This is a genomic window from Pseudorhodobacter sp. MZDSW-24AT, assembly GCF_002794355.1.
Taxonomy (GTDB): domain Bacteria; phylum Pseudomonadota; class Alphaproteobacteria; order Rhodobacterales; family Rhodobacteraceae; genus Pseudotabrizicola.
The window spans coordinates 576834-592304 of sequence record NZ_PGOI01000007.1 but is presented as its reverse complement, the minus strand read 5'-3'; the positions used below and the strand labels follow the sequence as shown (position 1 = coordinate 592304).

Here is a 15471-nt window from a genome sequence, read left to right as displayed (position 1 = left end):
CAGCCCTACATAAGAGCCGATGGTCAAAGTTACCAACCCCCCAAATTGTGCCGGGCCTATTGCGGCGTTTGATCGAGGTTATGAATGAACTCTTCCCTGATCCAGCTTCTCGTGCTCGCCGGGATCGCAATTTTTCTGATCCTGAAGCTGCGGTCTGTTCTTGGCACGCGGGATGGCTTTGAAAAGCCGCCGGTGCCGCTGGAGGATGTGCGGCCGCGTGTCAAACGGGATTTCGAAGTGATCGAAGGCGGCCCTGACCGTGACATCACCGATCACGTCGCCGATGGGTCCGAGGCGGCGAAGGCCCTTGCGGCGATGAAGCTGGCCGAGCCGGGCTTTTCGGTGAACACGTTCTTGCAAGGCGCGCGCGGCGCTTATGAAATGATCCTGATGTCGTTCGAGCGCGGCGAGCTGGATGCCATCCGCCCTTTCCTTGACGATGAGATTGAGGCCGCCTTTGCGCAGGCGATCCAAGCCCGCGAAGCCGAAGGGCTGACGATTGAGGCGACCTTTGTTGGGTTGCGCGAATTGGCCCTGCACAATGCGACGTTCAACCGTGAGACAAATCGCGCCGAAATCTCGGTGCGTTATGTTGGTGAACTGACCTCTGTCATCCGCAACAAAGCGGGTGAGGTGATCGAGGGCAATGCCAAGGAAATCAAGCGCCAGCGCGACATCTGGACCTATGCACGTGTCATGGGGTCGTCTGATCCCAACTGGCAGCTTGTGGCCACTGGCGACTAAGGTCTGCGGTGGGTTGGGTCAGCCATGCGCTCTCTGCCTTTGTGCTGGGTGCGGCCTTGACGGCCGCACCTTTTGCTTCGGCGCAGGTTCTTGAGTTTCAAGAACTTGATGGCTGGGAGCACGATGACCATGCCGCAGCGCTGCGGGTGTTTCAAAGCACCTGTGCCGCGTTGACGGACCCGCTCTGGTCGCCCCTGTGCAAGCTTGCGGCGGAGGTTGGCGGCGATCCGGCGGAGGCGCGCCAGTTTTTTGAGCTGCTGTTCCGACCGGTTGTCGTCGGCACCCCGCCTGCGTTGTTTACGGGCTATTATGAGCCGGAGCTGAACGGCGCCTTGGCGCGGACGCCGCGCTTTGCCTATCCGCTGTATCGCCGGCCACCCGAGCTTTCCGAAGGGAGCCTGTTTCACCCACGCGCGGCGATCGAGGCAGGGGCCTTGCGGGGCCGCGGTCTGGAACTGGTCTGGCTGGATGATCCGGTGGAGGTCTATTTTCTACAGGTTCAGGGGTCTGGCCGCGTCAAGTTGCCCGACGGGCGCATCATGCGCGTGGCCTATGCGGGCAAGAATGGGCATCCCTATCGGTCCATCGGGCAGGAGTTGATCCGCAGAGGGGCGTCGATGGCCGATGTTTCGGCGCAAGACATCAAGGCTTGGGTGCGGGCCAATCCGGAACCGGGCCGGGCTTTGTTGAATTCCAACCCGTCCTTTGTGTTCTTTCGTGAATTGAAAGATCTTCCGCCTGAAAGTGGTCCGATCGGCGCGATGGGTCGGCCCATCACCGATCTGCGCACGGTGGCGATTGATCCGGCCTATGTGCCCTTGGGCGCTCCGGTCTGGATTGAAAAGGAGGGCGCCAACCCGCTGCGGCGCCTGATGATCGCACAGGATACCGGGGGGGCGATAAAGGGCGCGCAGCGGGCGGATATCTTTTACGGCACAGGCGCTGTGGCCGGAGAAGAAGCGGGCCGCATCAAGGATGGTGGCCGTCTGATCCAGCTTTTGCCCATCGACCGCGCTTATGCGCTTGTGGCGGAGGGCTAAGCCATGGCCCGCCGCCGCAGTCTGCGCCCAGATGAACTCGACCTTTGGCAGGCGGTGACCCGCACCGCGCGGGCGATGCATTCGAACGCCGAGTCTGTCTTGCACCCACCAGCAGAGCCTGCCCCGCCTGTCGCCTTTCCCGGCGAGGAGAAAGGCGCGGCACCCCTGCCCCGCTTTCGGCTGGGGGAAAAGGCGCGCAGCACCAGCGGGCACAATCTGGCGCCGAGCTTGGCGCAATCGCTTGCGAGCGCCGGGTTGCAGATGGATGCCAAGACCTATGGCCGGATGACCCGGGGCAAGTTGATGCCAGAGGCGCGGATCGACCTGCATGGGCTGACCTTGGCGGAGGCCCATCCTGATCTGACCCATTTCATCTTGCGCGCCCATGCGCAGGGAATGCGGCTGGTGCTGGTGATCACCGGCAAGGGGAAAGCAAAGCCCGATTTCGGGCCGATCCCGTCCCGCATCGGTGCCTTGCGCCATCAGGTGCCGCAATGGCTTCGCCTGCCCCCCTTGGGGCCGATCGTGCTGCAAGTGACCGAGGCGCATTTGCGCCATGGCGGCGGTGGTGCCTATTATGTCTATCTGCGGCGCGGCCGGTAAGGCCTAGCGCTGCAATTCGTTCCCGATTGCCACGACGGGGCTGAGGATGATCTGCGTGGCGCTTTGCACGGTCAGCACCGCGCCCGGAAGCAAGCCGGTTCTGCTGATCCGGTCTGCATCCAGCGAGGCATCCACCGCCAGAATGCCATCCAGCAAGCGCAACAAGGCGGGTGAATCCCCCAGATTGAAGTGCCCCGAGCCGCTGCTGAAGGCGGCGGTATCCAGGAAGGTGATTGGCAGATCCCCCACGCGCGAGATGTCGTTCAGGGTGCCAAGCCTGTCCCATTGCCCTGTCAGTGTGGCAGACAAGCGCAGGATGCGGTCGCGTTCTGAGGAAAACACGATGAAGGGTTCGGGCAGCTTGGGAATGGCCAACGCCTGTGCACGGAACACATCCACGTCGATATCTGGGGAGATCAGGATCACGCCGCCGATCCGATCCAGCAGATCGCTTTCATTGCGGATCGCGATCTGGCGCAAGGATTCCATCAGCAAGGCGCTGCCCATCGAATGCGCCACGAGGACGATCCGCTTTGCCCCGGCCTTTTCAACCTCGACCAGCAGCCTTTCCAGCCCGTCGCGCGCAAACAAGGCCGAGTCGCGGTCATAGACATAGCCCAAGGGCTGTGCCGCAGATGGCCAAGAATAGTGGAGCGTGGTGCCGGGCAGCTCCAGATCATGCGACATTTGCGCGATGCGATAGACGCCTTCCGAGAAGGTGTTGTTGAAGCCATGCACAAAAATCACGGCTTCGCCGCCATTGCTGCGCAGATCCTTGGCCACGGCCGCGCGGAAATCGTCGCTTGACTGATAGCGCCCGGCCGAGGTTGTCAGGAATTGGGTGTTCGGGTCGGTCTTCCCGGAGCGCGGCGGCCAGTTGATCTGGCCCGGCTGTCGCATCGGCGGGATGGAGACGCCAAAGCGCGCGAAGCTGACAGCTTCCACCCGGGTGCCGCTGTAATTGCCCTTTTCGTCGATCCCGCGCGTGGTGCCGACAAAAATCTGCCGCACGCTGCCAATCTCGGCAGCCTCGGGGGCATAGGTCATCTGCCCTCTGGGCGAGCAGGCCGCCAAGAGGCAGAGGAACAATGTCAGCTTGATTGACCGCAGCACGATCCGACCCCACCCCAAACCACCGCTCATCCAATTGACGCTTCGTTGTCAGTCGTCAAGCGGCTTGATCCGGGGCGGCGACGGTTCCTTGCCGAGCTGTGTTACAGAACGTAACGCGACAGATCGGCAGAGCGCGCCAGCGCGCCCACATTGGCCTCGACAAAGGCGGCGTCGATTGTCACCGTTTCGCCCGAGCGGTCGGGTGCCGAGAAGCTCAGCTCTTCAAAGACGCGCTCCAGAATGGTGTAAAGACGCCGGGCGCCGATGTTTTCAACCGATTGGTTCACCTCGGCGGCGATCCGCGCCAAGGCAGAAATGCCATCGGGCGTGAATGTCGCCGTGACCTCTTCTGTCGCCATCAGCGCCGTGTATTGCCGTGTCAGAGCGTTTTCTGTTTCCGTCAGGATGCGGACGAAATCGGCTTCGGTCAGCGGCTTCAGTTCCACGCGGATCGGCAGGCGACCCTGCAATTCAGGCAACAGGTCAGAGGGCTTGGCGATGTGGAAGGCGCCGCTGGCGATGAACAGAATGTGGTCGGTCTTGACCGGGCCATATTTGGTGGAAACCGTGGTGCCTTCGATCAGCGGCAGCAGATCGCGCTGCACGCCTTCGCGGCTGACATCCCCGCCCCGCGCATCGCTGCGGGCGCAGATCTTGTCGATTTCATCCAGAAAGACGATGCCATTTTCTTGAACCGCCGTCAGCGCTGCGGCCTTTACCGCCTCGTCATCCAGAAGCTTGTCGGCCTCTTGCCCGATCAAAAGATCATAGCTGTCCGCCACCGTGACCTTCTTGCGCACAGTGCGCCCGCCAAAGGCCTTGAACAGGTCTTGCAGGCCTTGCATCTGCATTTCCATCCCCGGGCCGCCCATCATGGGCAGCGGGCTGGAGGTATCGACGATGTCGAGTTCGATCACGGTCGAGTCGAGTTCCCCCCGGCGCAGCTTGCCCCGGAACATCTCACGCGTTTGCTCGCGCGCGTCCTTGCCCGCAAGCGCCTCGATCACGCGATCTTCGGCCGCGCTTTGGGCGCGGGCCTTTACCTCGTCGCGCATCCGCTCTCGGGTGTCGATCATGGCCGCGTCCACCAGATCGCGGATGATGCTGTCGACATCGCGGCCCACATAGCCGACTTCGGTGAATTTGGTCGCCTCGACCTTCAGGAACGGCGCCTTGGCCAGCTTGGCCAGACGGCGGGAGATTTCGGTTTTCCCAACGCCGGTTGGCCCGATCATCAGGATGTTCTTGGGATACACTTCATCCCGCAGATCATCGGCGAGCAGTTTGCGCCGCCAGCGGTTGCGCAGGGCGACGGCGACGGCACGTTTGGCATCGTTCTGCCCGATGATGAAGCGATCAAGCTCTGAGACGATTTCACGGGGGGTCAGGTCAGTCATATTGTGCTCATGTATGGGGGAAGACGGTCCTTGCCCGGAAACTCTGGCAAGGCGCGCATCAAGGCAGAGCGCAAGCGATCCCATTGCGCTCCAAGGAAAACGAGGCCGAAGCCGAGGAAAAGGATCACCAGCGCCGATCCGTCGAAAAGGGTGAAGATGAGCCAGACCGCATAGCCCGCGCCGGAGACCAGAAAGGACCGACGGTCAATCACCAGCGCAACCGCAGCGATGGCAAGGAGGAAGAGGAGCAACAGAAGTTGCCCGCCCTGCCCGTGGCCCAGCAGGAAAAGGGCGGTCGTGTTCACGATGGCAGGTGCGGCGGTGACATGCAGCCAAAACCCCGTGGTGTTGCGCGTGGAGACGCGCAGCGGGTCTGACATGTCAAAGCGCATGGCCAGCGCGAAGGTCATCAGCCCGAAGACGAGGGACAGCACGGCCAATGGGCCGCTTCCCGACAGGTGAAGCAGGCTGATCCCATCTTCGGGAAGAACGCCGCCCCCCGCCAGCAGCGTCCAGACGGTGGAGAAAACCGCCGTTGCGATGAGTGCCGCATCGAAGGGCACGCGGAAGGCGCGGTAATGCAAGAGCATCGTGGCGGCGATGACTGCCGAGGAAAACGCGGAAGCCATGAGGTCTTGCATGCCCAGCAGATGAGCCACGGCAGACCCGAGCACCCATGCCGTCAGGGCGGTCATGAGGGCCAAGGCGATGGAGGGCGCGATCATCCGCCGGGTCAGGGTGAAATACCGTTGAACCGCTGCGAGGCCGAACAAGGTGACAGCGGCCACCAAGACGGTATCGAGGTCACCGGGGCCAAAGACCTCTGCGCCCAGAACGGCGGTCACACCGATCCAGCCCACGAAGAGGATCGACAGGCCGATGACGATGAAGATCTCGTTGAAGCCTTTGAAGAGCACGAAAGGCTCTTCGCCCGGCTCTACCCCCGCGACCGCTTGCCGACGCGCTTCGGCAATGCCCGTCAGTCCTGCCGCCTGTGCCTCGGTGAGCAGGCCGCGCTGGACGGCGGCACGGAGGTCTTGGGGTTCGATCATGCCGCCGAAATCCGTTCCACCGTCAGGTTTCCGTTGGTGTAAACGCAGATGCTGGCTGCGATGGCCATTGCTTTTCGGGCGACATCTTCGGCGGGGAGGTCGGTTTCCATCAGGCCGCGCGCGGCGGCCAGCGCGAAGTTGCCGCCCGATCCGATGGCGGCAACGTCATGCTCTGGTTCGAGCACATCGCCCGCGCCGGTGATGACGTAAAGCTCACGCCCGTCGGTGACGATCAGCATTGCTTCGAGATTGCGCAAGTATTTGTCCATGCGCCAGTCTTTCGCCAGATCGACACAGGCCCGCGCCAGTTGGCCGGGGGCCGATTCAAGCTTTTTCTCAAGACGTTCCAGCAATGTGAACGCGTCAGCGGTGGAGCCCGCAAATCCGCAGACCACATCATGCCCGCCCGGAGACAACCGACGCACCTTGCGGGCACTGCCCTTGATCACGGTTTGGCCAAGGGAAACCTGTCCGTCCCCGGCCACCACAACTTCGCCCCCCCGTCTGACCGCAAGAATGGTTGTTCCATGCCAGCCGGGAAATTTGTCTTCCGCCATCACTCAGCCTCCGTCTTCTGCCTCCTTATATGGCGACGGAGGCGCAAAACAAAAGGGCGGCCCCGGAGGACCGCCCTTTTCCATCTGGTGGCGAGGTTCAGATCGCCGATTGAATCCAAGTGGCCAAGGCTGCCTTGGGGGCCGCGCCGACCTTGTTGGAGACGACTTGCCCGTCCTTGAAGAGGAACAGCGCCGGAATCCCGCGCACACCCAGTTGGGCCGGGCTGTCCGGGTTTTCGTCCACATTGACCTTCACGATCTTCACCTTGCCCGCGTATTCGGTGGCAAGCTCTTCCAGTGCGGGGCCGATCTGGCGGCAGGGACCGCACCATTCGGCCCAGAAATCCACCACGACGGGGATGTCCGAATTGCGGACTTCGGCGTCGAAGGTGGCGTCGGTGACAGCAACGGTCGCAGCGCCCATGTCATATCTCCTGAATGGAATGTATCAGCTCTCGAAGCTAGGCACTGGCAGGCGAAAGGTCAAGCGACCGGGACCCGCTTCAACGCGGCGCTCACCATCGCGGCATCAAGCGGCATGAGACTGGGCCCCGCCGTCCACAAGATGGCTGTCTTGATGAGACGGTCGGGATAGATCTGCCCAAGCGCATGGGCATAGGCCCCCATCTGCCGAAGAATGCCATCCGGAACCGCCGCGGGTGTGGCGGGAACCACGCGGTTGGACTTGAAGTCAACCGCAAGCACCTGCCCGGGAGACAGCACCAGACGATCGATCACGCCTTCGATCTGACGCCCGTCAAGCGTTGCGGTCAGCGCCACTTCGGCCAGAGTGTCGGGCGCGAAAAGCACCGACAAGTCTGGGCGGCCCAGCACGGCGGATGCTTCTGCCAGAAGCTGGTCTGGATCGAACCCGTCCACACACAGCGCGCGGGCGATTTCTGACCAGTGTTCAGGGGCGGTGCCGGGCAACAGCTCGAGCAGACGATGCAGAAGGGTGCCCCGCGCCTTTGCCACCTCGGGCGCGTCACCTTCGCCCGGCAGCGCCTTTGGCCCGCCAAGATCCGAAGGCGACAGCGGCAGGAGGTTTCGGGCGACCTCGGGCGCAGGACGGGACAGCCAGTCGGGGTGCAAGGTCTGAAGGCGGGGGGCAACGACGGCGGGCGCGTTTGCCGGCCACTGGCCAGAGGCGTGGCGCAGCCGACCTTGCGCATCGGCGCGGGCGCCAAGGGCCTGCAACCCGGCCTCGACCTGCCGATACCATGCCCATTTCTCGCGCGGTTTGGTTTCTTTCCCGGTGGTCACTTTCGCTTCACCGGCCCCTGCCACTATCAGCCATGATCTTGCGCGGGTCAGGGCCACATAAAGCAAGCGCAGGTTTTCTTCGGCCATCTTGGCCTTGCGCAGGCCCAAAGCGGCGGCGACATCGGCAGGGCTTTCCTTTTCGGAGGTTTTCCAGACAGGCAGGCCATCGGCAAGCTTGATCACTTCGCCATGGTCGCGGGGGTTGCGGTCGGCGGTGTCCGGCAAGATGACAACCGGCGCTTCCAGCCCCTTGGAGCCATGCACTGTCATCACGCGGATGTTGGCGCCTTCGCTGTCCAGTTGGCGTTTGACCTCGACCACATCGCTTTCCAGCCAGATCAGGAAACCTGTCAAGCTGGGCACATCACTGTTTTCATAGGCCAAGGCCTGATTGAGCAATTCGTCGATCCCGTCTTCCGCCTCGGGCCCCAAGCGGGTCAGCAATCTTTGGCGGCCCTTGTGGCGGGTCAGGATACGTTCCAGCATCTCGTAAGGGCGCAGGAAATCGGCCTGATTGCGCAGGTCTGTCAGCACCGCTAGCGTTTCCGGGGCATCCGCGTTTCGCAAGGCGGCCCAAAGATGGCGTTCGGACCGGCCATGGGCCAGACGGAACAGCTGATCTTCCGACCAGCCGAACAAGGGCGAGCGCAAGGCCGCAGCCAAGGACAGACTGTCTTCGGGTGTTGCCAGAAAGGACAGCAGGGCGATGAGATCCTTGACGGCCAGTTCTTCGCCCAGCTTCAGCCGATCTGCCCCGGCGATGGGCAGGCCCGCCTGTTTGCACGCGCGAATGATCTGGGAAAACAAGGTGCCGCGGGTTTGCACCAAGATCAGCACATCGCCCGCCTGCACCGCGCGGCTTTGGCCGGGCGCGGTGGGAATGTGGACGCCGGACTCTATCATGTCTTTGATTTCTGACGCAATTTTCCGCGCCAGTTCCACCGTGTGATGGCTGTCGGAAATCAGATCGACAGGGTTCCAGCCATCTTCATCCGAGGTGACGTCAGCCTTTTCGATCAGCGGCCACAGATCGACGCGGCCCGGGAGCCGGTCAAAAAACGCCAGATGGCGTGGCGGATCGCCCAAGGCTGCGGGAAAGGCAGAGCCGAAGGTGGCGTCGACCACGTCCAGAACAGCGGGCGAGGAGCGGAAGGAGTAATCGAGCGTGCGATCCTGCATCGGCTGCCCGACCGCAGAAAACCGCGCGCCGAATTCAAGGCGCTTGGTGTCAAAGGCCGACAGATCCGCACCCTGAAAGGAGTAGATGGACTGTTTCTTGTCCCCGACCACAAAGAGTGTCCGCGTCTTGTCACTGGCCCCCTGCCCGGCCGTGAACTCGGCCGTCAGTTTTTCGATCACCGCCCATTGTGCCGGAGAGGTGTCTTGCGCCTCGTCCACAAGAATGTGGTCGATGCCGCCATCAAGCCGGAACAGAACCCAAGCCGCGAGCCCGGGATCGTTCAGCAATTGGCGCGCCTTGCGGATGAGATCATCAAAATCGAGAAAGCCGCGCTCGGCCTTGCGGGCGGTGTAATGGCGCAGGAAGACCTGCGCAAAGCGGTGCAGCGCCACTGTTTTCTCGGCGGCGTCCAGCGCCACCCGCGCGCCGCGTGCCGCTTCGACCCGGCCCATCAGTTTCTGAAGGCGGTCGCCGAGTGGGCCAAGGGCGTTGCGCAGGTCTTTGGTGGGAAAATCGTTGACCTTGGCCTGATGGGCGCGCGCGCCCGAGGCAAACAGGAAGACGGATTCAAGCACCTGAAGGCTGTGCAGATTGGGGGTGAACGGATCAAGGGCCGCAAGCCGGTTGCCTGCCTTTTGATCATTGGCGCCACTGCCTGCCAAGCGCGCTGTCAGCTCTGTCAGAAGATCGGCCTCGTCCCCCAGAAAAACGGCGTCCAGCAAACGCTCTTTCGTCAGCGTTTCGGGTTGGCCGAAACGGGCAAGCGCTTGGCCGAGGGTCAGGGGATGAGAGAAATCATCAGCGCGGCTGCAGATTTCGGCCATCAGGCCCGCGAAATCTTCGCCGGTGTAATGGCGGGCCAGATCGGTGACCACCTCGGGCGCGAGCCGATCCGCCATGGCCTGCACGATGTCTTCACGCAAGGTCCGGGCGGTGCGATCGTCCATTTCCTTGAAACCGGGCGTGACGCCTGCTTCAAGGGGATAACGGCGCAACAGGGTGGCACAGAAACTGTGGATGGTCTGGATGCGCAGACCGCCCGGCGTTTCAATGGCGCGGGCGAACAACTGCCGCGCCAAAGCCAAGCGCTCCGCATCCATGACCATGCCTTCCCCCAACTCGGTCAGGTCGGCCCGCAAGGCGGCGTCGGGTTTCATGGCCCATTCGCCAAGGCGGCGGAACAGGCGGTTCTGCATCTCGGTGGCGGCGGCTTTGGTGTAGGTCAGGCACAGGATGTGCTGTGGCTCGACCTTGTTGAGCAGAAGGCGGGCGACACGGTCGGTCAGAACGCGGGTTTTGCCCGACCCGGCATTCGCAGAGAGCCAAGTGGACAGGTCGGGTTGCGCCGCTGCCCGTTGTGCGAGGCTGGCATCATGTGTCATCGGCCATCCTCTTCGCCCACGTCTTGCGGCACCGGTGTATCGGTCATTTCCCATTCTCCGAAACGGGCCAGATGATCGTAATCCCCGGGGAAACGTTCTGAAAACACGGCCCTTCGCGCGGCATAGCCTTGGCCGCGCCGCGCATAAGCGCCGATCAGATGGTAGAGCCCGTCGCGCACGCTTTCGAGCTTTTCCGGAGTGATTTCATCCTCGGTCACCTTGCCTGCCGAGCCGAGCCCCACATAGGTGATTTTCGCCACCTCTGCCGGTCCCAGCCCTTTGAAACCGCCTTCTTCGGCAAGGAGAGCGGCGAGGTGGAGCTGTTTGGCGAAAGATTTCTGCTCTTTCTCGGAGGGAGGGCTGCCGGTCTTGTAATCAATCAGATGTAATCTGCCGCTTGGCAGCATGTCGATGCGGTCTGGTGTGCCGAACAGCGTGAAGTTCAGGCCTTGCAGCACAAGCGTGCCCTTGCCTTCCACCAGCACGCTGGTGCCGCCTTCGGCCGCGTCGATGTTGAGGAAGTGATCTGCCGCACGCTCCATGCGGGCTTCCCAAAGCGCCCGGGCGGCGGGCCATGGCACCAAGGCTTCCAACACCTCTCGGGTCAGCGCCATCAGGCGGCTGCGGGCTTCTTGCCTGTCTTCGGTGGCGGGGCGTTCCCGGACGAAGCGTTCGAGGATGCTGTGCACCACCGTGCCGCGATCGCGGGCATCGGGGGATTGGCGGATGGGGTCCAAGGTCTGAAGCTTCAGAACCTTGTCGGCGTAGATGGCATATGGGTCACGGATCAGAGTTTCGATCCGCGTCAGGGAAAGCGAGTCCGGTCGCGCGGCCACGGGCGGGCGCGGGGCAGGGCGCTTGGCAGGAAGAAGACCCGGGTCGGGGTTTGCCAAGGGCCTGTCCATGGCATGGGCCAAAGTCAGCCAAGACTCTCCGCGTGCGCGCATCTGGCGCAGAGCTTCGGGCCCCCCGCGCATGGGCAGGCCCTCCAGCAGGTTTGTCAGGCGATTGATCCAGCGGGACGGCACGGTTTCCGCATCGGCATTGCGCAGGGCGCGCGACAAAACCACCTTGGGCGCCGCGACGGCCTGTTGAAAATCGTGGGCGGACAGACCGATGCGGCGTTCCGGAAGCAAAAGCCCGGCGTCGAGCCGCATCTTGCGATTCAACCACGGATCTGGCGCAGGCAAAGCGGGCCATATGCCATCGTTCAGCCCGGCGAGAATGACCAGATCGGCGCCTTGCACCCGCGCCTCGAGCGTGCCCCAGATCATCACACCGGGATGCGCGATCATCGGTGCCCGCACCTCTTGGCCCGAGATCAGACCATCGAACAGATCCCTAAATTCGCCCGGCGACAGGTCGCCGCCGTGCGAGGCCTCTGTCTCAAGGTCGGTCAGGAAGGCTAGCGCCGCTTCGCCCGGCGCTTCGTTCCAGAGTTCTCCGGTGCCTTCCGGTGCCGGACCCCGCGACAGGCGTTCTGCAAGGCGGCGCAAATGCAAGACATGTTGGGCGAGGGGCAGGGTTCCGATCTGGTCCAGCCCGTCCAAGGCGCCCGCCAAGGCGGTGGCCCAGCCAAGCGCATGTGGGTTTCGCTGTGCGGCTGCCCAGTGAAGCAAATCGTCACCGACAGGAAAAGCCGGGCCTTCGCGCCGCAGTTTCAGTTCGAGATCGCGGGCCAGCAGAAGGTGCTGGCCACGGTCCATCGCTGAGGCGGTGAGCGGATGCTTGAGCACCGTCAGAAGCGCGTCTGATGTGAGCCGCTGCCCCGTCAGCCGCACCAGATGCCGCAAGAACCGCCCGGGCGCGGTTTGATTGAGCGGGATGCCTGCGCTGTCATCCGGTTTGATGCCCCAGCGGTCCAGCGCCGCCGCGACCTGCCGTGTCAACACCCGGTCGGGAGAGATGAGCGCAACGGGGGTGCCGCGCTCTGTCGCCTCGCGCATGATCAGCGCAATCCCCAAGGCTTCCTGCCGCGGATTTGCGGATTCCATCAGGGTGACATCCTGTAGGGCGGTTGTCAGTTCTGGAAGATCGGGTCCTTCGATCAGCCATTGATCGGTGACAGGCGCAGGGCGGAGGGCGAGCGAAACGACGCTGTTGCGTGCGGCGCTGGGCGGCGGGGACTTGTGCCAGAGTTTGACATCGCGCGGGGAGGTCGACGTCAGCTCCATCAAGCGGTGAAAGCGGAACTGGGGGTGATCCTCTGATGTGAGCGCATCGCTCAGCCCGCTCCAGACCGGATCGGGCATATCGAAATCATAACCCGGCAAGACGATTGCGCCCTGAGGCAGCCGGGCCACCGCCTGCATGAAAAGGGCGGTGGTCCCGCGCGAGCCGGTGGAGCCCGCGACAATCACAGGGTCTGTGGGCGGAGATATGGCCCACAGATCCGACAGCATCAGCGCGAGGCGCCTTTGGCGGCCTTCACTGTCGGGCTCTGTGTTGTCTGCGAAATAAGGGGCGATGATGGTCAGAAAGGCGCGGGTGCGCGCCCAGTGTTCGGAATGATCCGACACATCCAAGGCGGCAACATCCTCTGGGCCGACGCCTTCGCCCTGCATTTCAGACATCAGGGCTGTCAGGCTGTCGGCCAGATCTGCCAGGGCCGAACGGGGCGCCAGATCTGGGAGGGAATCGAGCAATCGACCGATCAGCACTGTCAACTGGAGCTTGCGCCGCAAGGTGGGGACCGGGGCAGGCAGGTCGGGCAGCACCATATCGGCCGCCAGATCGCTGAGAAGGCGGATGCGGGGCAAAAGCCCTGGCCCGCTTTGACCGAAGATCTGCACCACGCGGCGGCGCATGCGGGTGGTGTTCAGATACAGGGTGACCCGCGCCATCGCCTCTGGCGGCTGCCCCTGCATCCGTTCTTGCAAGCCAGCGACCAGCGCTTGTGGAAAATCCACGCCCGGAGGCAAGGCAAACAGGCGGGAGTCGGCAGGATCAAACACCGGGCCATTCCTTTGCATCACGCAAGAGGCGTTCGGCCACGGCGATGCCCCCCGGATGACCAACGTCGCACCAGCCGCCTTGGTGCAGCACACCGTAGGCCCGCCCGGCGGCCATGGCGCGTGACCATGGACCGTGAAGGGAGAAGGCCGCTTCGCTTTCGGTGAGCAGGTGTGGCTGAATGATCTGCGCGCCCAAGTAAAGAAACCCGTCACGCCCTTTCGCCCAATCCACCCGACCTTGGCTGTCCATCACGAAATCGGAACGTCCCGAGGCGCTTTGGGCCTGAGCGGCAGGGAGCAACAGGAAAAGCTGGTCCATCCGCTCGGGGTCCCACATCTGCATCAGCCGGGTGAGCGGGTTTGGTCCTGTCCAGATCGCATCCGTGTTGAGTGTCAGGACGGGGCCGTCGCCCAACAGGGGCAGCGCCGCCTTGAGGCCGCCCCCTGTATCGAGGATCGTCTCTTTTTCCCAAGACAGCGCCACCCCGGTGCCAGCCAGATGCTGTGCCAACTGCTCGCCGCGATAATGCAGGTTTGCCACCTGTCTTTGCACGCCGGCCTGTGCGGCGAGACGCCTTGCATGATCGATCAGCGGCAAACCTGCCACGCGGATCAGGGGTTTGGGTTGCGTGGCGGTCAGCTGACCCATGCGGGTGCCAAAGCCAGCCGCAAACAACATCAGCGGGAAAGGGGCGCGCATTTTTCTCCGATGGTTTGCAGGACGCCCGCTGTGGGGGGCGGCAAGAGATGTGTGCAGATGCTGCGCAGATCCGCGAGGGCGGGGTGGGACAGGTTGTGTTGCAGTTGCGCCCAGACGCGCGGGATCATCGGCACATAGCCGGACTTTCCCCCCACAAGGCAAAGCCGCGCGAAGACACCCAGAATGCGCAGCGCGCGCTGGGCGCCAAGGACGGCATATTCGGTTTGAAAATCGGCGAGAGGGCGTCCGGTTGCGGCGGCAAACTCGGCAACAAGACGGTTTGCAAGATCGGGTGAGACATCGCGTCGGGCATCTTGCAGCAAAGACACCAGATCATAGCCGGGCTGCCCCATCTGCGCGAGCTGGAAATCGAGCAGGCCGACCGACCGGATGCCGGATCTTTCCGGCAGATCGAGCAGATTTTCAGCATGAAAATCCCGCAAGATCAGCACTCTGGGTCCATCCGCATGCAGCGACAGCGCTTTGGCAAGAGCGGCGACAAAGGCGGTCTTGTCGGCTCGGATGCCGGTGGCGGCATAGGCATACCAATCGACAGCAAAGGCGGCGGCTTCGGCCCAGTCAACCGCCGTGAGGTTTGGAAGACCGGGCGGGGCAGGGTGCGCCTGAAGGTGGATCAGGACCTGTGCCGCGGAGGAATAAAGCGACGCCTCGCGTTCCGGGTTTGTCTTTACGACATGGGCGAAGAGCGCATCGCCAAGATCTTCCAGCAGCAAAAAGCCTTGGTCCAGATTTTGCGCCAAGAGTCTTGGGGCAGAGAGACCGATCTTTTGCAAATGTCGGGCGATCGCGATGAACGCCGCCGGATCGTCGCCTGTGCCGGGGGGGGCATCCATCAGCACGGCCGTTTCCCCTGCGCGGGTCAGCCTGTCATAGCTGCGGTCTGACGCATCCCCGGCGAGAAAGGCGCGCGTGGCATCGCCCCAGCCGCTGGCGTTCAGAAAGCGGTTTGATGCAGCCCTACGGTCGTTCATCGAGCGCCTCGGCCAGTTCGGGTCTGCCGACAAAGGCAATCTCGGCGCGGCGACCTTCGGCCTCTGGCGAAAGCGCCACCTGAATCGCGTCGCGCGGCAGATGGCGGCCAAGCCTTTCGGGCCATTCCACAAGGCAGATGGCCGTGCTGAAGGCCTCTTCCAGCCCGAGTTCGAGCACCTCGTCCGGGTGAGAAAGACGGTAAAGATCGGCGTGCCAGATGTCCCCCCCTGGATGCTCATAGGTTTGCACAAGGGTGAAGGTGGGCGAGGGCACATCTTCCATCCGGTTCAACCGGCTGCGGATGATGGACCGAGACAGATGGGACTTTCCTGCCCCGATGCTCCCGGTGAGCAGGACGGTGTCACCCGGGACAAGGTGATCGGCCAGAAGGCCGCCCAGTGCATCGGTCGCCTCTTCATCGGGCAAAAAAAGGCTGAGATGCGTGCGTTTGGACATGGCGACAGTTTTACTGCGCCGCGCCGCCACCGCAAGC

The 15471-nt window shown here is 63.1% G+C and carries 13 protein-coding genes; 3 read left to right on the top strand and 10 right to left on the bottom strand.

Features of this window, described 5'->3' with window-relative positions:
- Positions 1-84: 84 nt before the first annotated feature.
- From CUR21_RS08905 to CUR21_RS08895, 3 genes are read left to right on the top strand one after another with little or no spacing between them, the layout of a single operon-like run.
- Positions 85-744 (top strand): Tim44/TimA family putative adaptor protein, encoded by a 660-nt coding sequence (locus CUR21_RS08905; RefSeq protein ID WP_100196632.1) that lies wholly within the window; start codon positions 85-87, stop codon positions 742-744.
- 8 nt (positions 745-752) lie between these two features.
- A complete protein-coding gene (locus tag CUR21_RS08900) occupies positions 753-1784 on the top strand; it encodes a murein transglycosylase A (RefSeq protein WP_232622732.1) in 1032 nt (343 codons plus the stop codon).
- 3 nt (positions 1785-1787) lie between these two features.
- Positions 1788-2387 (top strand): Smr/MutS family protein, encoded by a 600-nt coding sequence (locus CUR21_RS08895; RefSeq protein ID WP_100196631.1) that lies wholly within the window; start codon positions 1788-1790, stop codon positions 2385-2387.
- 3 nt (positions 2388-2390) lie between these two features.
- Here CUR21_RS08895 and CUR21_RS08890 read toward each other — a convergent pair whose 3' ends face one another.
- From CUR21_RS08890 to tsaE, 10 genes are all read right to left on the bottom strand, one after another.
- A complete protein-coding gene (locus CUR21_RS08890) occupies positions 2391-3434 on the bottom strand; it encodes an alpha/beta hydrolase (RefSeq protein WP_157791971.1) in 1044 nt (347 codons plus the stop codon).
- A 167-nt stretch (positions 3435-3601) separates the two neighbouring features.
- Positions 3602-4897, bottom strand: a complete 1296-nt coding sequence (gene hslU, locus CUR21_RS08885; protein WP_100196629.1) for an ATP-dependent protease ATPase subunit HslU — start codon at positions 4895-4897, stop codon at positions 3602-3604.
- Positions 4894-5949, bottom strand: a complete 1056-nt coding sequence (locus CUR21_RS08880; RefSeq protein ID WP_100196628.1) for a hypothetical protein — start codon at positions 5947-5949, stop codon at positions 4894-4896. The genes hslU and CUR21_RS08880 overlap by 4 nt, the downstream gene beginning before the upstream one ends.
- Positions 5946-6506 (bottom strand): ATP-dependent protease subunit HslV, encoded by a 561-nt coding sequence (gene hslV, locus CUR21_RS08875; RefSeq protein ID WP_100196627.1) that lies wholly within the window; start codon positions 6504-6506, stop codon positions 5946-5948. Before hslV ends, CUR21_RS08880 begins: the two co-directional genes overlap by 4 nt.
- A gap of 97 nt (positions 6507-6603) precedes the next feature.
- Positions 6604-6930, bottom strand: a complete 327-nt coding sequence (gene trxA / locus CUR21_RS08870; RefSeq protein ID WP_100196626.1) for a thioredoxin — start codon at positions 6928-6930, stop codon at positions 6604-6606.
- 59 nt (positions 6931-6989) lie between these two features.
- Positions 6990-10331: a double-strand break repair helicase AddA gene (gene addA / locus CUR21_RS08865; RefSeq protein WP_100196625.1), complete on the bottom strand. Its 3342-nt coding sequence runs from the start codon at positions 10329-10331 to the stop codon at positions 6990-6992.
- Positions 10328-13285: a double-strand break repair protein AddB gene (gene addB / locus CUR21_RS08860; RefSeq protein ID WP_232622731.1), complete on the bottom strand. Its 2958-nt coding sequence runs from the start codon at positions 13283-13285 to the stop codon at positions 10328-10330. The genes addA and addB overlap by 4 nt, the downstream gene beginning before the upstream one ends.
- Positions 13278-13985, bottom strand: a complete 708-nt coding sequence (locus tag CUR21_RS08855) for a nucleotidyltransferase family protein (RefSeq protein ID WP_100196623.1) — start codon at positions 13983-13985, stop codon at positions 13278-13280. The genes addB and CUR21_RS08855 overlap by 8 nt, the downstream gene beginning before the upstream one ends.
- On the bottom strand, positions 13964-14977 hold the full coding sequence (locus CUR21_RS08850; protein WP_100196622.1) for an aminoglycoside phosphotransferase family protein: 1014 nt from the start codon (positions 14975-14977) through the stop codon (positions 13964-13966). Before CUR21_RS08850 ends, CUR21_RS08855 begins: the two co-directional genes overlap by 22 nt.
- On the bottom strand, positions 14964-15434 hold the full coding sequence (gene tsaE / locus CUR21_RS08845) for a tRNA (adenosine(37)-N6)-threonylcarbamoyltransferase complex ATPase subunit type 1 TsaE (RefSeq protein WP_100196621.1): 471 nt from the start codon (positions 15432-15434) through the stop codon (positions 14964-14966). Before tsaE ends, CUR21_RS08850 begins: the two co-directional genes overlap by 14 nt.
- Positions 15435-15471 lie beyond the last annotated feature (37 nt).